The organism is Sphingobacterium sp. B16(2022) (genome assembly GCF_012030425.1).
Classification (GTDB): Bacteria; Bacteroidota; Bacteroidia; order Sphingobacteriales; family Sphingobacteriaceae; genus Sphingobacterium; species Sphingobacterium anhuiense.
This window is the reverse complement of the sequence record NZ_JAAUVN010000003.1, coordinates 705,350-727,137: the sequence shown is the minus strand read 5'-3', so window position 1 is coordinate 727,137 and position 21,788 is coordinate 705,350. Positions and strand designations below refer to the sequence as shown.

The following is a 21,788-nucleotide window of genomic DNA, read 5'->3' as shown; positions in this document are numbered from 1 at the left end:
ATTTAGTATAAATAAATCGGGACATTTTGTATTAAAACTACACTTAGTACTATGGATGTTCATATGTAATCCTCAACAGACATCCTTTTTCTTCTTATGATAATGAACAAGAATATGCAATGTGCTATTCAAGAATTCAGCTAAAAAGATAGTTTAGATGCTGATATTATAGTAATGAGATTACTGAGTGAGGTGTTTTTAATATGGAGGTTTGAAAAATTAAGAACCTTTTAAAGTGATAATAAAACAGTAAATGCAATCTAAACAATTATTTTTAACAGTATTTTTTTTACACATCTCTCTTTTGCTATGTGCACAAAAAATAGAAACGTTTAATCTATCTGGTTACGTAAAAGATACTTTTGGAAAACCTATCTCTGGGGCAACTATCTATATAAGGGAATTGGATAAGGGAACGACAAGTGATGTGGATGGATCCTATCAATTCTTAAAATTAAAAAACTCTAATTTAAATGTACGCGTATCAAGTGTCGGTTACCATTCGGAAACGAAAACCTTAAATCTTTCCACTAATGAAAATTCTTTTTTGGATTTCCAGTTGCGCCGTGATGAGAAATCACTCGCGGAGGTTTCTGTGGTTGGACAAAGCTTAAACCAGCGAAAGGTACAGGAAATAAAACAATCAGGCTATGCTGTCAATGTCATTGACCTGACTACACAAGTAGATAAGGTTGCAGATCTGAACCAATTATTAAGACGATCTCCTGGAGTAACTATTCGTGAAAATGGTGGAATGGGATCGGATTTCTCGTTTAAAATTAATGGTCTGGATGCGAAAATATTTATTGATGAGGTGCCCATGGAAAATTATGGAAGCTCCATGACCTTGAATAATATTCCGGTCAACTTAGTTGACCGTATTGAAGTTTATAAAGGTGTTGTGCCAGCCTATTTACCTACAGACGTACTGGGAGGTGCTGTAAACATTATCACAAAACGTAGAAATAAACAGTTTTTTGATTTCAGTTATGGATATGGTTCTTTCAATACACACCAAGCATCATTGATCGCAAATATGAGAGATGCCAAAACGGGCTTGATGGTCAAAGCGGATGCTTTTTTTAACCATTCGGACAATAATTATATGATGTACAGTAATCCCAAATATGGTATTAATCTGGATGGATATTTTAAATCATTTGTCGATGAAGAAACTGGAATTGTGCAGAATCAATTGGTAAAAGTAGATAAAGCCCGCCGTTTTCATGATGCCTATACTTCGGGAATGGGAAAATTGGAGGCTGGATTTGAAAACGTGAAATGGGCAGATCGATTACTTTTTGGCCTAAGCTATTCTGAAAATAATAAGGAAATACAAATGGGCTCAAATATAAAATCGGTATACGGCGGTCGATGGTCCGAAAATAAATTCCTTACACCTAGTATACAGTACCGGAAAAATGGCCTATTTCTTCCGGATCTGTATGTTGATATTTTTGCAAGCTATGGTGATAGTCGTACAGAGGTACGTGATACTGCAAAGTATCTCTATTACTGGTCCGGAATACCGCAAAGCAATGGCACATTCAAAGAAGAAGCTTACGATCAGATTATAAACAAAAGTTATATTGCAAAGACAGACTTTTCTTACAATCTCAATAAGAAAAAATCGCAAGTAATCAACTTGAGCTATAACCTCAGTACCAATCAGCAAAAGAATTTTGATATGATGAAAACTGAGGAATATCGAGAAATCAATAGCAGGCCAAAGCGTCTAAACAAACACCTGATAAATTTGGCTTGGCAAGGGCAATGGTTAGATGAAAAACTAAGTTCTGTGGTATTCTTTAAATATTATGGGATGGATAATAGCTATACTGCAGATGAACGAAAATACGATAGCGACGGAAAACTTATATCAGGAGATGTGGTCCAGTATAATAACTATAAAGACTATAAAAGTGGTGGCTTGACCTTAAGATACCTTTTAAAGAAAGATGTAGGTATCAAAACCTCGCTTGAGAAGTCATATAAATTACCTTCCGTAGAGCAGTTATACGGAAATGTCGTGTATGTATTACCAAATGTTGATCTAAAGCCTGAAGAGTCCAATAATGTTAATCTAGGGATGTTTTATAATGGATATTTTAATGATCAGCATTTTATCAATGTAGATGTCACCACTTTCTTACGTAATACCAATAATTATATACAGATGGTCAGTGCCGGGAACTATTATCGATACTCCAACCTCGATGGAGCAAGATTATATGGGATCGAGTTTGATGCGAAATACGGCTATAAAGATCTGTTTCGGGTCAATGTGAATGGTAGTTATGATAAAGCAATTGTAACGAAATTACAAACAGGAGAATCTGTTGATAAGGAAGGATCGATCTTGCACAAACAACTGCCCAATAGACCTTATTTATATGGAAATGTGGATGTTTCAATTGGGAAAAATGATTGGTTAGGAAAAGGAACCCGTATTGAATTGACCTATATGAATCAATATACCCATAAATTTTATATGAGCTGGGACAATTTGGCATCTCAAGAGACAAAACTATATATTCCTAGTCAAGACGTTCATTCTGCAATCCTTTCCTACTCTTGGAAGCATAATAAATACGGAATTTCTATGGAAGCTAGAAACTTTACCGATGAAAGACTTTACGATAATTTTGGACTGCAAAAAGCAGGTCGTGCATTCTATACCAAATTAAGAATGTCCATCTTTTAATTTAAATTTTAACAATATATACTATACAAATATGCGTTTTATGAATACTTATTTTAAAAAATCATGCCTGATGGCCGTTGTGGCTTTGAGTTTTGCGGCCTGTAAAAGCTCTTCTGATAATACAAATACAATACCTGATGAAATAGCTAAAGCTTCAAAATATGGTATTACTATTCAGGTGGAAGCTGCAGGAGAAAAACATGATTATATTTTGCCGGTTGAAGACCTGATGAAAGAAGGATCGGTATCTCCTGTAGGATTCGGGATTGACGTGACTGGAAAGATAGATCAAACTTACGGGGTAAGAGAAGGGTCTAATATTTTTATAACAGAGGGTAATGCTGTATTTAAATACTCAGTAGCAACTGGCGATATCGTCGAAAAAGGGAATGCTGTGGTGTCTAATCCAGGAAACTATTTGGGGATGATGAAGTCGGCATTTGTTGATGGACGCGTAAATTTTATCAATTGGTCGGCATCATATAATGCTGCTACAGAAGCTATCGATAAACGTTTATTTATTATCGATACAGCGACCATGATTGTGAAAGGTGAATCGGCATTAAATTTTAAAGTTCCTGCAATCGCTAAAGCTGGTAAGCCAAATGAATTTTATGACAAGTCAACGATTCAGTTGTCTCCAACAAGTTTAGGAATTAGAAATGGTAAAATCTATGTCGGATTCTTGTATCTAACACCTGAGTGGGCCGCTCCAGCAAAGCAGGTCGCTTATGTGCTGACTGCGGACTATCCAAGTTTACAAAATCAAAAGATTGCTTCTAATGATAAATATGGACATACAACAGGTACCTGGTATCAAACAAAATCGAGCTTTTTCGACGAAAGCGGAAATTATTATTTCACGACTATCCGTGAAGGAAAGTATTACACTTTATTGCGTATGAAGGCTGGTACTACAGAAATAGATCCAGATTATGCATTTGATTTGTCAAATTATAGCTTATTCTCTGAAGGTTATATGGGACAGCAATCGGATCAGCACACCTATTTAAAAGATGGGAAAGCATTATTGGGCGCTTATGTTTTTGACATCAATAATAAAGTGATGGTCAAAAATCTAAATGATTCTGGATTAGGGAAAGTTCAGATCGTGCCTTCAAATGGCGTATTAGTCGATGGTGGTAAAGCTTATGTATTTGTGAAAACTGTAGATTCTCAGTGGTACATAGCTTGCTATGATACCGATAAAAACGAATTTAAAAGAGGTATACAAATCAAAGGTGGAATTACTTCTGCTTATGGTGTGGTTAAATATTAAGACCGCTGTACTTTTCTTTGTTATATTTCATTACTCTTAGTGTTAAGGAATATAAACTAGGTATTCTAGCTTAAACAGTTGAAAAATGAAAAGCGTGAATGATAATTATGTTATTAGCAACAAATTAAAGATCATTTAAACAATAAGAGCAGTTTCAAATTGAAGCGGCTCTTGTTGTTTATGTAATTCTTAAAGCTATTGTGCTTTTAAAGTATTCTTTTTCGTATGCATAACTATCCATTTTCTGGATGATCACCATCACATTAGAATTGTTGGTGCAGATCTTCTTCCTCCCCAACTTGAGGTCACATTTTGCGACTTCAAATTCCCCCATTCTTCACGGTTAGGTAAAAACATAAATTCTGCTTTTCATTAATTCATTAAGTTTTTTTATGTAATATTCTTTCACTATATTAAAATTTAAAAATAAACCACCTTATATTTTGAGGCAGTAGGCTCACCTATTTAATCGAATTTTCAAGTAAACTATATTTAAATGGCTAGAAGGAAAGTATCTAAAAAATATGTATCACCCGCAGGAAATGAAATTTTGGCTCAAAAGGCCTTTTTTGAAAGATTACGAATAGCCTTGGAAAAATTGATAGGGGCTGGATATTTTGAAAAGATTCCAAAAACAACTTTGCTTAAATGTTATAATGTAAGATATCCTACAGTGAAAATTGTAGTGGATCATACGATCATCGTTGATGAAAAAGAGCGTAAAAAATATAAAGAAGATTTTAATGACAGACTAAAGACATTTCAACTGAAAACGATGACTGGTGAATCAATCAGTTATGCTAGTTTCTTTACAGAAGTCTTACTTCTTATTCAGGTATTTAATTTTCTGCCTGAAAATGAATATAAAAAAGAAACAGATATTAAAGCTTTATTGAAACCTTATTTTGAAGGCGAATGGTACAACAGAAATGTTTCAGAGGTCTATTCAAATCTGAATTTTTACAATTATGAGTACTTTGATTTTTACAAAGGATCAGTTCAATTTATTCTTTCAGAATTACGTACTATTAAACCGGGCGGTAGTAATGTGTTGCAGTTATGTAGAGTTCCGCATCAACTTGCTTCAGAGGAAATAGATCATGCCATTCGCCCCATCTCGCGGCTAGGCTATCTACCACCAAATGGTACTGATTGGAATAAATTAGCTTTGATATCTGCAGAACAGTTAGGCCTTGAGGATTTTGAAACACAAGAAAAATTACCTATCTATATACAACACCATGCTCTAAGACGTTACCAAGAGCGGAGTCTTTCTTCCATGGGGCTTGCTTTTATTCATCTAGGCCACATATTGGTTTTTGCGCAAAATCATACTACCGTCGTGCGCAATTCACATATCCTATTAGCATATTATGCTGGGAGACATAAGATCGGTTATTTTGTGGTTACTCATCATCTCGACAAATGGATTGTGCGCACATTTTTATTATTGACAAACGAAGGAACGCCCGAGGGCGAAAAACTGAAAGAGCTTACGGCAATAAATAAAATTGATGCGCAATATTTGAAAATAGATACTATGGAGGCCTTTATTAATTATGATATTGAAGGGAATGAGAAGCTGTTTGCTATTTTCAAAGAGGCAGGTTGTGCCTCCTTATTTGAATATGCTAAATTCTTTGATCGCACAAATAAACAAATTAAAAATGCAGATTTTATATCTAAATATTTGTCTATTGCAGGAGATCAAGATGAATATTAAAATTACTATTTTTTCTAAACCAGGCTTGCTCATGAAATCGTAACAGTCCTGATTACGCCATTTTGCTCAATAGCTTTCCGGATATTAGTATTTAGTAATTAGACAAGGTGGACTTTTTCCTTACTTCGCCACTGCCCCAAGATCGGATTGTTGTGGATCTAATTGCGTGATAAATGTTTGTTATTTCAATCAAATTGATTAAATTTGTCTATAATATCAAACAATATTGAGGTATGAGTACCAAGAAACAAGTCGTTTTTCCTAGGTTAGCCAAACTTATGGAGCAAGTAGGCGAAAATATAAAACTGGCAAGAAAGCGTCGCAAACTAACAACTATTCAAGTTGCAGAGCGGGCTGGAATTGCGCGCTCAACTTTATACCTTATTGAAAAAGGAGATACAAGTGTCGCATTTGGTGCGTATTTAAATGTGCTCCGAGTATTAGGTTTACAAGATGATGTCTTGCAATTAGCATCAGACGATAATTTAGGAAGAAAATTGCAAGATCTCGAATTATTAAAGTAGACAATGGCACAAAACAAATATCAAGAGCAGAAAAAGAATTGATGAGTAGTGCATTTAAAACACAAGTTTAAATGACTAAATATTGGGGTTAAGACAAAGGGGATTTAGGAAAATGCTTTATGATTGATGTCATCATATTTGAAGAAAAAAATAGATATTTATGGAAATTAAAAGTTGGAAAGATATTAAAGATACCGTTTACGGTGAGGTTGGTACATAGAGAAGAGATGAGCTTGAAAGAGATTTTTCATCACTTCAGATTGGGTTATTACTAAAAAAGGCGCGTGAAGAAAAGCATCTAACGCAATTAGAACTTGCTGAATTGGTTGATAAAAGGCGAGAGTATATTTCAAAAATTGAAAATAATGGAAGTAATCTCACACTTAAAACTTTATTTGATATTGTAGAGATGGGCTTAGGTGGAAAGGTTAAGATTTCTATTGGACTTTAACATACTTATTTTGAGAAGTATTTAACGATTAAAAAGCAGTGAACATGTTGAATAAACTTGACAAAATAGCAGATAATATTTCTTTTTCTGAGCGAATACGATTGGGTATTCAAAAGGCTTTAATCAAATTAGCTCATGAAACTGCGGAAAAGAATGGTACATTAGTTGTAAAGATTAATGGCGAGATCAAAGAAGTCGCCGCGAAAGACCTTTTAAATACCTTGCCAAAAGAATAAAATATATTGTCTTTCGCATATTAACTGAACCTTATCCCTCACTTTCCTTTCGTTCATCTGCGACAGGTAATCTTGTTACTGGCGTTTGCAAGTTTTGAACAGGCAGGAATGCCACCAAACTGCGTTTTTTCTAAACACTATTTTTTGGAGGTTTGCGCAAGGGCGATATTAAAGATTATCTAACGACAGGATATTTCCCTTATCATCCCTGCTGTAGTAGATCAGTAATCTTAACAGCTTAAATATGATTTTAAAAAGATAGTAAAATCTCCTAGGCACGAAAATTGTAAAAGCCTAGATTTAAAATTAAATATATGAAAAAGCTAAAAAATTTATTTTTGTTAACATTGTTAGTTGGTGCTACAACATTTTCTTTAACAGGCTGTAGTGATAAAGATGATCCTGCTCCAGAAGGTGGAAAAGCTAAGGTTCAGTATAAGCTGATTGCTTCAGAGGGTGTTAATATTTCAACAATTGTCTATTATTCTGATAATTCTGTTGTGACTAAAACAGGTGATTTTGGATCGACATGGACAAGCGAAATTGTGACAAACAATGAAGAAACCACGATGATCAGTGCAAATGCTGTTGGACCATCTGATCAATCTACTTTAAAAGCGCAGATATTAATTGATGGAAAAGTGGTAAAAGAAAACCCGGTGTCAACAGGGAAGATATTGACAACTAATGTATCGTTGAAATAAATTTCGTACAAAAACTATTATTCATCTTATCTAAGGTATAATAATAAGTTTGATATAGTATGTTAATAAAGAAGACCGAATGTTTCATTCATTTGGTCTTCTTTGTGTTAGGGTATTTGATTTCGATACGTGTATTTTGAAAAAATGCTAAAATAGACTTTTCTCCCACGCCTAAAAAATTTCTTCTTTATTACCAGTTTCTAAGGTTCATGCCGTTATGTTCAGCTAAATGTTGTCTTATTTGAGCAAAAATTATCATATTTATATACTTACCTGAATTGTTTGTTCACTGTTTATTACGCTGGATAACATGAGAACACCGAATTCAGTAAATACATTTGGCGCAGATCTTCTTCCTCCCCAACTTGAGGTCGCATTTTGCGACTTTAAGATTTCAAATTCTTAAATAGTTAATGTGGACATGAAGTTCTTAGGAAATCTGGTTAAGTTGAACCGTACATGTTCATTTAATCTTTTCTTTTCAACCCCATATAATTCTGCAAAATCACTATCCATAACTACTTTGTGTCTACAGAGTTTCCATCCTTGATAGTATGATATGATACTATCAAGGATATAATTTATTTGCTAATATTGGATCATCTAAAACTAGTAGCTTAATTCAGTTTTAGTTTAAATGCCTATTCTATACCTCTTATCTAAGCTAAATTTCTTGTTTTTATTCTACACACTAATTTTGTCGTAAAAAAATCAAAATAGTATGAAAGGGTCTCGAGGTGGAGTACTTTTTTGAAAACAAAAACAGGCATTATGAAAATAGGACAAAAAAGATTACAGCTTATAAAATATTTTTAAGGTTGGTACAGTTCACCTTATTTGGATTCAATTGGTATCCCGACTATTGGTTACGGAATGCCTACCTATACTTAGAAAAGTGACGATAAACGATCCGGATTTACCCAAAACAGAAGGATAGCTTATGCTTTTAGAAATACTTTCCAATTATGAAGATGATATTAACCGGTTGTTGCTAAAGCAACCTCGTTAAAATCAATTTGATGTACTGGTATCTTCTTATTCACCTCTGTAGTAAAATCAGTATAGGTAAAAAGATAGCCTTTAGGAAGTATATCTAGAGTGAATGTTATTTAATCAGTAGTTTTTATACCTTTTTATTACATCGAATATATGATTTTGTCCATTTTATTATATAAAAAACTGGACATTTAGATTTTAAGTTATAATGTCCAGTTTTGCTTATAGGTAGACTTACCTGTACTTGCGCTATTAATATGAATTATTAGTAATCTTTGCTAAATTTTATCGGTATAAGGTTTATAGTAGTAAAAATAGTGAAAATTTACTCTCGTTTATCTAACGCAGGTAATATTTACACTTGTTATTGATTCTTATCTGCTTGCGAAGATCAATAGTCTTTATCCCTCACTTTCCTTTCGTTCATCTGCGACAGGTAATCCTATAACTGACGTTCGCAAGTTTTGAACAGGTAGGAATGTTATCAAACTGCATTTTTTTAAATACTATTTTTTGGTTATGATTTTTTTTGGATGTTGGCGCTAGGGCGATAGTAAAGATTATCTAACGACAGGATATTTCCCTTATCATCCCTGCTATAGTAGATCACCATTTTTAGTAGGTATACCACGGGTCTTCCTGCCTGCAAGGCGGGCCTCCAAACGCATGCATTTTTTTTGATTGCATGCAGTATGACTCCGTGGCTAGGGGTAGGGGTATTTGGTTCTGTGTTTGTTAAAGCAGCGATCCAACCATTCTTGAATATAAGAAACTGAACACTGATTGAGTCAGATTTTAGACCTTTATTGGGTTTAACTGCAGGCAGACCCATTGTTGTGGCTAATTGCTGGAGGTAAACTTTTATTCCCTTATTTGGTGCGGGTGGTATCGTTGTGATTGTAAAAACACCCTCCTCCTCTTCAGGATCAATATCTAAAACATAACAGGGAGAAATCGAATCAATAATCAAAGGTCTTCTTTGGCTCTTACTTTCCGCCTCAGGGCGAGTGGAGAAAACCATACTCTTGGGTTGCATAGCCTGTGGTAATGCCCGCAATATGGATTTATCCATCTTAATGGCGGGGGGCACAACCGGACTGCTGGATTGTCTAGCCTGTGGTAAAGCTGGTAATCCAAATTGCATCAAAAGTAAAAGTAGCAAATAGCCACGTATGGCAAACCTGTTGCACAGTGATTCTCTTTTCAAAATTGTAGGACGGTCGTTAATTTTAGCAGTTTACAATAAGATTAAATTTAAAAAAATTATCTGTAATCTGTTGATATATTCTTGTGCTTCTCTAAGATAACTATCTTTTCCTTAATTTTTGTCAATTATAATGTTCGTTTGCGCATTTGAGTTGTGGGATTTTTTTGTTGCCGACTTTAATTTTCCTATGTTTGGTAAAATTTTCCAAAACTAATTTTAGTTTATCCTGTAGATGAAATTTTCATTTTTAACAATTTCTTTTTTATTGGGATTCACCTTATGTAATAAAGTATAAAAACTTTAATAATAATATTGAGATTCTAATACTCGCACTATATAAATACGATATGGTGAATACTAATTTTTTAATAAATATAGCTTATGAATAGAAATATACTTCTATCCTTTTTTATGGTTTTTGTTTGTTTTTTAACAACAAAAGCACAAATTTCAAAATATTCGATAGGTGTCTTTAGTGACATGATGTTGGAAGCTCCAACCTATGATACTTTTTATGGTATAAATGGTAAATATGACCTTAATAATCACAGTGGAATACAGGTTTTTGGTGGCTATAGTAATGTCCATATGACAACAGTTGGCGCGGATTATATTTACAATATAAATGACCAAACGAAAAGTAATTTTAATATCTATGGTGGAATAGGTTTATCAGGAGATTTTTACAAACAAAAGATTGTTGTTGAATTTGAAGATAAAAAAATATCAGGATATGCTAAGAAAAATTATGTAGCTATAAATCCAACAATTGGAGTTTCGTATCGTTTTAACCCCGTTAAAAGTACGGTCTTTGCAGGTTACAAAGTGAAATACTATCCATTTGAGGATGCTATGGATATCAATTATCTTTCTGTAGGGATTCGTTATCACCTGTAATATGGATAAAATAGTAAATGCTTGCCGATTACCAATTTCGCATTTTTAATTTGCTTAAATAAGTGATTTTTGGTTTACACTTGATTTAATAAAAAAGGACTTCAAAAATATCGAAGTCCTTTCTGTTATTATAGGTAGATGAAAAATCAAGTGAAAAGCAACTAAGATTTACAATTTATTCAATCTTACTTAGTAGCAGATAAATCTGTATAAATAGATGTTTTATTTAAAAGCCTTATCCTGAAAAAAAGGGATAACTTGACTGTTAAATCTCCAAATTTGAAGCGCTACACAATCTTGTACTAAAGATACTAAAAAGATTTAGTTTTTAAAGGAAAGGCCTTTTATGATAGACCTTACCATTCACTTTCATTTCCTTCAGCTGGTTTCGATAATAAGCCAATAACTGGACGCTTGCCATCACTGTAGAATTGTCCTTAAGACAATCCATGATGCCTACTGAAAGTAAATCAACTTATCATGAACTATTCTAAATTTATATGGTTCTAGGCCGAGTGCAAAAGTAAGATTGTGAAATTTGAGCTATCGTCATTTAACTAGACCTGTTTTGATAAAAAAGGACTTCAAAAATATCGAAGTCCTTTCTGTTATTATATGTAGATGAAAAATCAAGTGAAAAGCAACTAAGTTTACAATTTATTCAATCTTACTTAGAAGCTGATAAATCTTTGGAAATAGCCTTTTTATTAGCAAGTCTCTTTCTGACAAAAAGAACAACTTGAATAATATTTATTACTATTACAACTCCATATATAAAATGCAATACGATCATAAACTAAATATACTAAAAAGTTTTAGTTTTCAAAGGAATGGATTTTTATGATAGACCTTCTTTTTCAATTTTCTTTTCCTTCAGCTGGTTTCGGTGATAAACCAATAATTGGACGATCACCATCAGCGTAGAATTGTGCATAAGACAATCCATGATGCCTATTGAAAACAAATCAAAACATCATGAACTATTCGAAGGTTGGCTTGGGTTAGATATTGTTCTAAAGAATGTCTTTTTGAATTAAAAATTTTATTTTAAATATTGTGTATTTGATTTGTCTTATTATTGATATTGTCAATTGCTGTAAAAAATGGTACTAATTCAGGATCTATCCATTTGATTAAATGATAAAGAATTTGTTTGATCTCTGTAGCCTCTGTACAGTCGATATGTTGTCCATTGAAACATATTGGCTCACAATGATTGACTCTATTTCTAAAATCTTTGATCTTCTCTAATTTGGCATGTATACTAGCGCGGTTTTCATTCGTAGGTTTATGAGGGAAAATTTGTATTGGTTTTCCGTTCAACAAAGAATAATGATGTGGTAGAAATAGTGCTATCCAGAAACCAAATGTTTGGTCTGCTAATAGCTTACCATTAGTAATGGTTGTATTTCTTCTGTTGAACTTACGTTCGGATTTTATAATGCATTCTTTTAAATAATAACGTGATTGTCCAAGAGAGGGATTGCTCATGAATCCATTTTTTTGATTAATAATCCAATCTGTATCAATGAAATGTGCCGCTAGTATGTTACTTAAGGAATTACGAAGGATTACTTCAAATTGGGTCAATAATGGATGAAATGCTTGTGCCAATCTAATATTTGCATTATACAGTCTTTTTGCTTTTTCTTTATGATTATGGGTGGCATATAAATACCGATTGTATCTTGATCGGGAAAGATATTTATGTCTAAGATTTATTTTCATTTTGGTAATTGGTCTAAGAATTACTATATTTGCACTGTAAGACTTGGTCAAGCCTCTTTCATTTCTGAAATGTAACCAAGTATAAGATATAAAGGGATTCTGTAAGGATCCCTTTTTTTTATTGTCTTATTAATTCAGTTATCAATGCCCACCATTATTTCGTATCTCCCTCAGCTGGTTTCGGTAATAAGCCAATTACTGGACGTTCGCCATCACCGTAGAAGTAGTCGAAAAGTTGGCTGGCTAGGATATTAGAAATTTTTGCGAGAGCATATACCTGATATGGATAAAAATCTGTTTCGTCAGTATTATTTCTTACCCTACTTACCCTACTTCCGCTAGCGCCAATGGCGTTTGCTATTTCTGCGTCATTCAAACTTATTCCAGATACAAAAATCGAGAATTTACTATTGTTCTTGTTCGTTGGTTTTATTCCTTCATACTCGTAATCATGAAACAAGTCTTCACAAGCAATATCTATATCTTTCTTGAGCTCTGTTAAAGTAATGTAGAACATTTTTCCAAAAAACTTATCACTACCATTCTTAGTAATTAAATCTTGAATTCTATCTTTGGTTTCTTCTTTATTATCTTTATTTAATTTGCTCTTTTTGATATTGTTATATAGATATTCTCTAAATTCTTTAAATTTAATATCCTTATAATCAGATGATTCTATGTTTTCTTGAATATTATTTTTCATTACTAATATTAAATTCTTATATTTGAGTATCAATTAGTTACCTGATTGTAGTCTCGACACCGAAACGGCAAATTTCAACTGACGCGAGATGATAGGGTTTGTGAACCCCCATCCTTTTTGTACATTTACAATTAGAAGGGGTAAGCTCCCTATTGGAAACTGCGTCATCGGTTCTTTGCCGTACCAGGTGTCAGTGGAAAATAGTGGAGCTTACCTTTTATATAAACCTTCACAACCTTCCGCACGAGACTTATTTTCATTAACCAATGTTTTATTAACCGAATAATGATGAAAAGAAAAGAGTCCAAAAATCCATTTTTACGTCTGCCGATCCAGGATCGGGCAGGGCATAGCGCTATCAATGCGTTGATAAAAAACAAGCTCCGACAACCGGAATAGCTTGTCATCCATTAAAACCAAAAGGGCGTATCTACCTGTGATGGGCAATGAATAATGGCGATAATAATATAGAGCCATTTTAACTGTCCGATCCCTTGTTGGTTTTACCGATTCATAGCTTCACAATCAGCGCAAAAGCAATAGGATTTCGATTCCTTAAAATTTCACACATTAAAAGTAACGAATATTTTATTGCTAAACAATGATTAAGCTTTTATTTGTATAGATTTTCTGTATAATATGAATCGGTTTTTATTCGAATTATATAAAATGCAATCACGAAGAAAAATTTTAATACGTACTGAAGACATATTATTGCATTTTTTCCATCTTATTTTTTAACTGTTAAGCTGTTAATAGCAGGTTGCTGGATTTCTAGAGTCCAGCCCGCTAAAATGTGCTTAACGTAACACTTAATCGAATGCTAAAAAATAGCAAAAGGGAAAGCTATGCGCTATCCCCAGAGGAAGAAATGTTTTCATACCAGTCTAAAAAACGTATTCCAATCCTCAAAAAACCTGTTATGATAAGCCTTTTACCGGAAGGAGTTTTTAAAAAGCGAGTCGTGGTATTGAAGAAAGAGCAACTTAATCATTTAGTTAAGAATAGAAGTCGTGCTCAAGCAGGAAAGTTCTACCTAAGATTAGCGGAGAGCAACTAAAAAATAAAGTTTCAGTGTTTATAGATCCCTTTCTGCCGAGGGCTAAAAAAGACTTTAGAATCAAGTCTCCCTCGGTATGAACTGGAGTATGGGCACATTATGTCTAAAAATATGATCAAAATATTAAATATATATAGCATTGGCTTTTGGAAATTGATCCAGAAGCTATTTAAATCTAAGGGAGAAGGGTATCTGCTAATAACTAAAATACTGACAATAGTTGTGTTTATCTCGACAAGTGGTATAAGTCATGCTCAGACAAAAGGTAATGGCGGTGGGGTATATGGACATCGTATTGTACCCTACAGCGATCCTATTAATATTATACGTATCAAGTCTAATCCTAAAAATGATGTAAGATTATTTCCTCTATATAAATATGTGGTGGATACGTCATTTGTGAATCCACTACGTATTGGAGATACGTTAACAGATGATATTCTGGATCTATCTTTACAGGTTATTGATAGTTTGGGTGAAAAACAAATCATATCATTGCGAGATTTCTCTTCGCAAAAGTTGTTAGTACTAGATTTCTGGACAACGTGGTGTAGCCCCTGTATTAAGTCTATGATAAAATGGGAAAGCCTACAATCTAAACTTCCTAACAAAATAATCTTAATTGGAGTACACCTCGATTTCGATTATAAAGTTAAACCTTTTGTATTAGAGCGAGGCTGGAAATCCCCAACTGTTATTGGTCTAAATGGATACGTGCTCAATCGCTATTTTTTTGATCGCGATGTTATAAGTAGAACTGTGTGGATTAAAAATAGAAAGGTTGTAAACATTAGTGATGCTAAGGATTTTGGAGAGGAAATGATAGGACGTTATCTAGAGGGAGAAGATGTAAAACTGCCTCGGAACCTAGATTGGACCTATAGAGAGAAAGGAGTAAAGAGATGAAAATTATTGTTTTCTTATTAGGAATTTGCTATTCAGTAAATTCTTTAAGTCAAGTAAAAGGTAATATATCGAATGCAAAAAATCGTGAACCAATGGAAGGAGTGAATATTAGACTTGTTTCATCTGGTCAAATATATTCCACTGATAAGACTGGCCATTTCTTTATTCAGCAAACGAATACTATTGATACATTGAAAATAGTTATGGTGGGTTATAGATCTATTATAATTCCCATTTTAAAAAATCAGAAATTATCTGTGGAACTGGAACAATCAGTAAATGAAATTGAAGAAGTTTTAGTACAGACAGGATATCAGAGAATTCCAAAGGAAAGGGCTACTGGTGCATTTTCGTATATCGATAATAAAACTTTCAATCGGATTCAAACTCCGGATATATGGAGTCGACTTGAAGGTATCAGTAGTAGTTTAAATTTTGAATATCCTGGAACAGTACGATCTCTCAATAGCAAACCTGATGTTCGTATAAGAGGATGGGGGACTATCCATGGTGAAACTAAGCCACTTATTGTATTGGATAATTTTCCTTATGAAGGAGAGCTTGAGTCTATTAATCCAAATGATATCGATAATATAACTTTTTTGAAAGATGCGGCTGCAGCCTCTATATGGGGAGCGAGAGCCGGTAATGGGGTAATTGTAATAAATACAAAAAGAGGTGTTATAAATCAAAAGCCAAGACTATTGATTCATTCTAGTCTTACTGTAGATAACACTCCTGATCTCTTTTACTCAAAAAAGTTTTTAGCTCCTTCTGATCAAATAGAATTGGAAAAAATACTTTTTGAAGCAGGAAGATATACAAAAAATAATTGGACAGCAGTCTCTCCGGTGGTTGATATTTTATTTGATTTAGCTGATAATAAGATTACTTCAACGATGGCGAACGAAAGAATAGAATCGCTAAAGCAAAATGATATTCGAAAAGAGGCACAAAAATATCTTTATCGCCCAGCTGTGTCTACCCAGCAAAGTGTTAGCGTCTCTGGGGGGAGTGAAAAACAACAATATTATGTGTCGGCCGGATGGGATAAATTAAATAGCAGTCTGGTCAACGAATCTAGAGATCGTTTAACAATGACCTTAAGTGAAAATATCAACTTTTCAAAAATGTTTAATTTCTCATTTCAATTAAATAGTGTTTTTCATAAGAACAAAAATAATGGCGTTGCTATGTCTGATCTGCGACCTACTGGACTAGATGAAATTTATACTTACGCTACTCTTGCAGATATACATGGAAATGCACTTCCAATAGTGAAGAATAATCGGTTCGCTTATACGGATGATGCTTTGAACCAAGGGCTTCAAGATTGGCATTATAGACCACTTGACGAATTGAACTTAAATGATAAAACCGATCAAAATAGCAATCTGAGAGCGGTTTCTCATATCGGATTTAAACCGTTTAGCTTTCTTAATTTTGAAGCGCGCTATCAATTTCAATTAGATCAGGGCGGTAGAAGAGAATATTATGCTCCTGAGTCTTATTTGGTGAGACATGAAGTGAACAGATTTACCCAAATGGATGGGAATAGCCCCATACCTGATGGAGGGATTTTGAATACATCAAATTCAAAATTTAAGACTCATTATGGACGACTACAAGCAAATGTTGATTATTCATTTCGAAATAATCATGCGATTAACGCTATAGTAGGTGCAGAAATACGTGAAGAACAAAAACAAATGCTTGGTGCAAATAAACTATATGGATATGACAATGATATATTAGTATTTAACTCGATGTTGGATTATACTCAAGTGTACCCAACAATACCTATGGGCTCAGCACGTATTATAAATGGTTCTTCTGCAGGTACGCTGTATGTTGATCGATTTGTTTCCTACTACGGAAACTTCTCTTATGGGTATAAGCATCGTTATTATCTTTCGGGGAGCTTACGCTGGGATGCTTCTAATATATTCGGTGTGGATTTTAATCAAAAAGGGGTTCCTCTATGGTCATTGGGGGCTGCATGGAATATGCTTCATGAGTCTTTTATGAAATTTGACTGGTTGAATAATTTAAAATGGCGTTTTACGATTGGTGCTAATGGTAATACGGTTCGTACAGTTTCTTCTTTACCATATATTGCTTATTCAAATAGCAGCATAAATGGAAAATCTATGGGAAGATTACAGAGCGTAGGAAATCCAGATCTGAAATGGGAGAAAGTAAATACAATTAATATTGGAACTGATTTCGGCATCTGGTCTAATAGAATTTCTGGAAGTCTCGATTGGTATCAAAAGGAAGGAGCAAATCTAATTGGTAAAGATATGTTGGATCCAACTACTGGAATCTTCAACTTAGGATTAAATTATAATCTCGATAATAGGCGCAACTACGCAAATGTAATGACTAAAGGTTTTGATATTGAATTGAAAACAATAAATATCAATAAGACATTGCGATGGGAAACAAATTGGCTTTTCAGTAAGGTTAGTAATGAAGTTACGCGATATTATACTCCTTTTTCGTCAAAAGGATTAGACTTTTTCGGATCAGTCTCTGCTGTGCCTATTGTTGTTGGCGATGCTGTAAATCAAGTATACGCCATACCTTGGATAGGATTGGATGAGACAAATGGTTCTCCATTAATAATGCTTGATAATAAACTTTCAACGGATTATAATTCTTATTTCAGCAATTTAGAATTACAGGATGCGCTTCGAGTGGGTGTATCTTCTCCTCCTTATTTTGGTTCTATAAGAAATCATGTTGAATGGAAAGGTTTTTCAATGGGAGCAAATGTAATATACAAATTTGGACATGTATTTCGTAGACCCAGCATCAGTTACAATAGTTTGTTTGGAACAAATAAAATAACTCATGTTGATTACTTAGAGAGATGGCAAAAGGCTGGTGACGAAAAGAATACCACTATCCCTTCGATGCCTTTGAGCACAAATGTGCGTCGGGATCAAGCTTATTTATACAGTGAGGCTTTGATCACAAAAGGAGATCTGATAAGACTGCAAGATGTGACTTTTTCTTATTCCTTTGGGCGTAGATATCTGCAACCTTTAAAAATAGAGAATGCGCAGTTATATTTAAATCTCAGAAATTTAGGTATTTTATGGAAAAGTAATAAAGTGGATATTGATCCTGATGCTGGGGGATTATATCCTATTCCGTTTCAACTGATAATTGGAACAAAAATTAATCTTTAATTCTTCGAAATATGAAAGTAAAAAGAAATAAAGCGATATGCTTAGTTGTGGTAATTATCTTTCCGCTTTTAAACATCAGCTGCATGAAAGATTTTTTAGATGTCAAGCAAGATAGCTCTCAGGTAATTCCGGTTACATTAGACGACTACGAAACTATGCTAAACAATTGGGTGCTAAATTATGGATATCCTTTTCTAGGAGAGGTGAGTAGTGATGACTTTTACGTTAAGGGTGTGACGTGGAATAATCTTTCTTCTGCTACACAAAAAAATGGATATGTTTGGGAGAAAGATATCTTTCAGGGAGAATCAAGCCTGGATTGGAATCAAGGTTTTGAAAGGATATTGTATGCCAATTTTATATTGGAAGGAGTTGAGAAATTAAGTGAAAATGAAAGTGGGGAAAAAGAATATCATAATGTACTTGGCTCTGCTCTGTTTATAAGAGGATACAATTATTTTATTTTAAGCCAGGTGTTTTGTGATCAATATGATGAAGATACAGCCGCAATAAAACTAGGACTGCCACTGAGGCAATCTTCAAATATTAATTTAAAATATGATCGATCTTCTTTACTAGAAACAGTAAAATTTATCGAATCAGATTTAAAGAGAGCGGCAATCTTACTCCCTATAATTGCCAAATATAATACTTTACCAAGTAGAATGGCAGCATGGGCAGCTCTTGCAAACTTATATCTACAAATGGGGAAATATCAAGATGCTAAGATTTATGCAGATTCTTTATTACAGGTGAATAAAAATATTATAGATTATAATAATATAGATGTAAATGTAAATCTGCCATTTCCAAGGACCGGTCAAGGAAATGAAGAGGTAATATTTTATTCTCAAATGAATAACGCTACGATTTTATCCAATTCTCGATTAATTGTGGATAGCTTGCTTTACGATAGTTATTTATCTTCTGATTTGCGAAAGAATGCTTTTTTCTACAATAATGCAGGTGTGTATACCTTTAAAGGACATTATTCGGGACTAACCGCAAATTATTTTTGTGGGCTAACAGTGCCAGAGATTTTATTAATAAGAGCGGAATGTTATGCGCGATTAGGTGAAGTAGAAGGAGCGCTGCTGGATTTAAATACTTTATTGAAGAATCGTTATAAAAAAGAAGATTTTGAACCTGTGAATCGAATCTCTCATATTACGTTACTTCCGATCATTTTAAATGAAAGAAGAAAAGAGCTAGTGTTTAGAGGAAAAAGATGGGGAGATCTGAAGAGATTTAGGAAAGAGGGCCTATTAAAAGAAGGTTTGATAAGACATATAGAGAATAATATTTTCGAATTGCCTTTAAATAGTTCGAAGTGGATTTTACCTATACCACAAGATGTTGTTAATATTGGTGGTTTACTTCCAAATATTAGAAACTAAAGGACGATTTAAAAAGACTGTATAGGTCTAGTTTAATTATTGACCTATACAGTCTTATAGATTTAATTAAGGCTCTTCAGTAAATGCCTTATTTGGAGTTCCAGGTAGATCTTCAACAAATTCAATGGTCGGATTTGAAGAATTATCATACTCAACCGCACACATCTGCACACCAGATGGTGCTTCAATGCAGTCTCCACTTGGATTACCTCCTAATGGACTTCCGATCCGATGTTTGTTTTCTAGCGCATCGTAAGTTACTGAATGCCATTGTGTAGTTTTTTCACTGTCCTTAACTCCCGCAGACATTAATGTAAAAGCTAATGCTGCTGCTGCAATTCCTCCTCCTAGAAGAGACATTGCAAATTTTTTAATTTTGTTCATACATTTTTCGTATTTTAATGTTGTTTTTTTAATTTCCTAGTGCTGTTGATTTTTCTGTTCGTAGCCATCAACAGGAACATATGGGTAATCCCAGTCTTTTGGCAGACGCGCCCTTCCTCCTGATAACCTAGCATCATGATTCCGCTGTGGCATATGTTACTATTCTGTTTTATGCGTATGGCCTGGTTTCCATAAACGGGCTTTTTCAACCTTAATATTTTTTGTAAGCAGATATCCTGCTATACTAAGAAGCATGAATTCGAGGTTAAACCAAAAATGAAGTTTCCATGATATCGGTGCGATCAGTCCACAGCTACAGGGTAGGTTGTCACTCCAGACATGGAATACAGCCAGCCCCACATAGCCTGTGAAAATGCTCATCAAGGCTGCGGAAAATAATAAGCCTAATCTGCGTGTACTATTGATACATAACAAAATGGATGTCAACATCTCAATGGCAGGAACAGCATAAGTCAATGTGATGGCTAAAGTATGCGGAAGTGGTTGCCTCAGCATACTTGCTTTGTTTTCTGTAAAATTTACGATCTTATTGAACACTACAGGTATCCATAAAATCATCAGTAATATACTGATGACAATGACGCTTATTTCTTTCCAATTCGATAGAACAATTTTTATGCACTTCGTAATTTGCTTTAACCAAAATTTCACTAACAATACAGCAGACTTACTCTTACTATTCAAAGCAGTTCCTTTCGGGCTATTCAAGTTGTATTTGTTGATATGTCTGTTGTGCTGTAACATGTTTTTATATTTTTTACATCTTTACTCAAAGGTAGCGCGTATCGAAAAATTCTATTTCGGCGATCGGCATAACACGATTTCGGAATTTTTTATTGAAAAGGTTAAGGGGCTAGAAGGTGAAAAGGTTATTTGGTTAGAAATGACAGTCACTTGATCACTTGTCACTTCGTTACTAATTAAGAGGTTAGAGGGTTAGTCGGTTAGTTCATAGTAGTTAGATTGTTAGTGTGGAGTTTGGTTAAGGTCAAATATGGAGTTGTCCTTAAAATAGGGTGGTTTTTAAGGTGAGATTGTGGTTCTTACGTTTTTTATAAGTATGATAAGCTGTTGCGCGAATAATTAAAAATATTTATCTTTCGTTAATTAATAACCAATCTATAAAATCAATGAGAAATTATTTAGCCTTAATAATCTTGTTTTTGTTTGCTCTACGAGCTTCTGCGCAAACTGATCTAGCAAAAGAATTGAAAATAGTAAAAGGCCAACTTCAAGAACAGATGCAGCGGAATGACTATTTAAAAAATGCATTAGCGCTAAGGGAGGGTGCGCAAGAACTAACTGCCGATGATATTACCATTAAACTTACCCGCGTGTACATGAAGGAGAGTAAAGTATGTGTCGAGGGCTTAGTAAAATATATAGGCGATGGCGATCAGGTGATCCAGTTTTCAGATCAAGACCTTGTCGATCCAAAGGGTAATCTATACAAAAGCTATAACGCTGGTCCACTAAATGAACCGACAGGAACGTTGCATATTGCGCATGCTGTTAAAGATATCAATTATGGTTTCATTATTATATTTGATGAGATAAAAGAAAAAGTACCCGATATCAGCTTATTAAGTTTAAGGCTGATCGGCAGAGGTGCGAGTGGAATACCTTTTAACTTTAAAGGTGTACCCGTTAAGTGGTAGCTCACTTTTAAAA

The 21,788-nt window shown here is 34.0% G+C and carries 18 protein-coding genes and 1 pseudogene; 13 read left to right on the top strand and 6 right to left on the bottom strand.

The window, feature by feature from the left end:
• Window positions 1–253 precede the first annotated feature (253 nt).
• From HCX49_RS17415 to HCX49_RS17385, 7 genes are all read left to right on the top strand, one after another.
• The gene (locus HCX49_RS17415; RefSeq protein ID WP_168127770.1) at window positions 254–2,704 is read left to right on the top strand and encodes a TonB-dependent receptor; all 2,451 of its coding nucleotides are present in this window, start codon (window positions 254–256) and stop codon (window positions 2,702–2,704) included.
• Window positions 2,705–2,744: 40 nt separating this feature from the next.
• On the top strand, window positions 2,745–3,983 hold the full coding sequence (locus HCX49_RS17410) for a hypothetical protein (RefSeq protein WP_168127769.1): 1,239 nt from the start codon (window positions 2,745–2,747) through the stop codon (window positions 3,981–3,983).
• Window positions 3,984–4,479: 496 nt separating this feature from the next.
• Window positions 4,480–5,706 (top strand): hypothetical protein, encoded by a 1,227-nt coding sequence (locus HCX49_RS17405; RefSeq protein WP_168127768.1) that lies wholly within the window; start codon window positions 4,480–4,482, stop codon window positions 5,704–5,706.
• Between the two features lie 233 nt (window positions 5,707–5,939).
• Window positions 5,940–6,230: a helix-turn-helix domain-containing protein gene (locus tag HCX49_RS17400; protein WP_168127767.1), complete on the top strand. Its 291-nt coding sequence runs from the start codon at window positions 5,940–5,942 to the stop codon at window positions 6,228–6,230.
• 259 nt (window positions 6,231–6,489) lie between these two features.
• Window positions 6,490–6,681: a helix-turn-helix transcriptional regulator gene (locus HCX49_RS25850; RefSeq protein WP_410528505.1), complete on the top strand. Its 192-nt coding sequence runs from the start codon at window positions 6,490–6,492 to the stop codon at window positions 6,679–6,681.
• 44 nt (window positions 6,682–6,725) lie between these two features.
• Window positions 6,726–6,917: a hypothetical protein gene (locus tag HCX49_RS17390; protein WP_168127766.1), complete on the top strand. Its 192-nt coding sequence runs from the start codon at window positions 6,726–6,728 to the stop codon at window positions 6,915–6,917.
• Window positions 6,918–7,231: 314 nt separating this feature from the next.
• Window positions 7,232–7,621 (top strand): MmpS family transport accessory protein, encoded by a 390-nt coding sequence (locus HCX49_RS17385; RefSeq protein WP_168127765.1) that lies wholly within the window; start codon window positions 7,232–7,234, stop codon window positions 7,619–7,621.
• Between the two features lie 261 nt (window positions 7,622–7,882).
• On the opposite strand, the pseudogene HCX49_RS25845 reads toward HCX49_RS17385, so the two are convergent.
• Both HCX49_RS25845 and HCX49_RS17375 read right to left on the bottom strand, forming a co-directional pair.
• Window positions 7,883–8,137 (bottom strand): annotated as a pseudogene (locus HCX49_RS25845) (ORF6N domain-containing protein).
• 997 nt (window positions 8,138–9,134) lie between these two features.
• Complete coding sequence (locus HCX49_RS17375; protein WP_168127764.1) at window positions 9,135–9,824, bottom strand: hypothetical protein; 690 nt, start codon at window positions 9,822–9,824, stop codon at window positions 9,135–9,137.
• A gap of 381 nt (window positions 9,825–10,205) precedes the next feature.
• Here HCX49_RS17375 and HCX49_RS17370 point away from each other — a divergent pair, with 381 nt between their 5' ends.
• On the top strand, window positions 10,206–10,721 hold the full coding sequence (locus HCX49_RS17370; protein WP_168127763.1) for an outer membrane beta-barrel protein: 516 nt from the start codon (window positions 10,206–10,208) through the stop codon (window positions 10,719–10,721).
• A gap of 1,047 nt (window positions 10,722–11,768) precedes the next feature.
• Here the strand turns inward: HCX49_RS17370 and HCX49_RS17365 are convergent.
• Together HCX49_RS17365 and HCX49_RS17360 are read right to left on the bottom strand one after the other, a co-directional pair.
• Complete coding sequence (locus HCX49_RS17365; protein ID WP_168127762.1) at window positions 11,769–12,449, bottom strand: hypothetical protein; 681 nt, start codon at window positions 12,447–12,449, stop codon at window positions 11,769–11,771.
• A 154-nt stretch (window positions 12,450–12,603) separates the two neighbouring features.
• Window positions 12,604–13,152 (bottom strand): hypothetical protein, encoded by a 549-nt coding sequence (locus HCX49_RS17360; RefSeq protein WP_168127761.1) that lies wholly within the window; start codon window positions 13,150–13,152, stop codon window positions 12,604–12,606.
• Between the two features lie 820 nt (window positions 13,153–13,972).
• Here HCX49_RS17360 and HCX49_RS17355 point away from each other — a divergent pair.
• The 4 genes from HCX49_RS17355 (at window position 13,973) to HCX49_RS17340 (ending at window position 19,712) form a co-directional block, all read left to right on the top strand.
• A complete protein-coding gene (locus tag HCX49_RS17355) occupies window positions 13,973–14,212 on the top strand; it encodes a hypothetical protein (RefSeq protein ID WP_168127760.1) in 240 nt (79 codons plus the stop codon).
• A 111-nt stretch (window positions 14,213–14,323) separates the two neighbouring features.
• Window positions 14,324–15,118, top strand: a complete 795-nt coding sequence (locus HCX49_RS17350; RefSeq protein ID WP_168127759.1) for a TlpA family protein disulfide reductase — start codon at window positions 14,324–14,326, stop codon at window positions 15,116–15,118.
• Window positions 15,115–18,315 carry a SusC/RagA family TonB-linked outer membrane protein gene (locus HCX49_RS17345; RefSeq protein ID WP_168127758.1) on the top strand — a complete coding sequence of 1,067 codons (3,201 nt, stop codon included), beginning with the start codon at window positions 15,115–15,117 and terminating at the stop codon, window positions 18,313–18,315. The genes HCX49_RS17350 and HCX49_RS17345 overlap by 4 nt, the downstream gene beginning before the upstream one ends.
• A gap of 83 nt (window positions 18,316–18,398) precedes the next feature.
• On the top strand, window positions 18,399–19,712 hold the full coding sequence (locus HCX49_RS17340; protein WP_168127757.1) for a RagB/SusD family nutrient uptake outer membrane protein: 1,314 nt from the start codon (window positions 18,399–18,401) through the stop codon (window positions 19,710–19,712).
• A 66-nt stretch (window positions 19,713–19,778) separates the two neighbouring features.
• On the opposite strand, the gene HCX49_RS17335 is transcribed toward HCX49_RS17340, so the two are convergent.
• Complete coding sequence (locus tag HCX49_RS17335; RefSeq protein ID WP_168127756.1) at window positions 19,779–20,096, bottom strand: hypothetical protein; 318 nt, start codon at window positions 20,094–20,096, stop codon at window positions 19,779–19,781.
• A gap of 159 nt (window positions 20,097–20,255) precedes the next feature.
• Window positions 20,256–20,861, bottom strand: coding sequence for a MauE/DoxX family redox-associated membrane protein (locus tag HCX49_RS17330; RefSeq protein ID WP_168127755.1), 606 nt, complete (start codon window positions 20,859–20,861; stop codon window positions 20,256–20,258).
• Between the two features lie 386 nt (window positions 20,862–21,247).
• On the opposite strand from HCX49_RS17330, the gene HCX49_RS17325 reads away from it, so the two are divergent.
• A complete protein-coding gene (locus tag HCX49_RS17325; protein WP_168127754.1) occupies window positions 21,248–21,775 on the top strand; it encodes a hypothetical protein in 528 nt (175 codons plus the stop codon).
• Window positions 21,776–21,788: the final 13 nt, after the last annotated feature.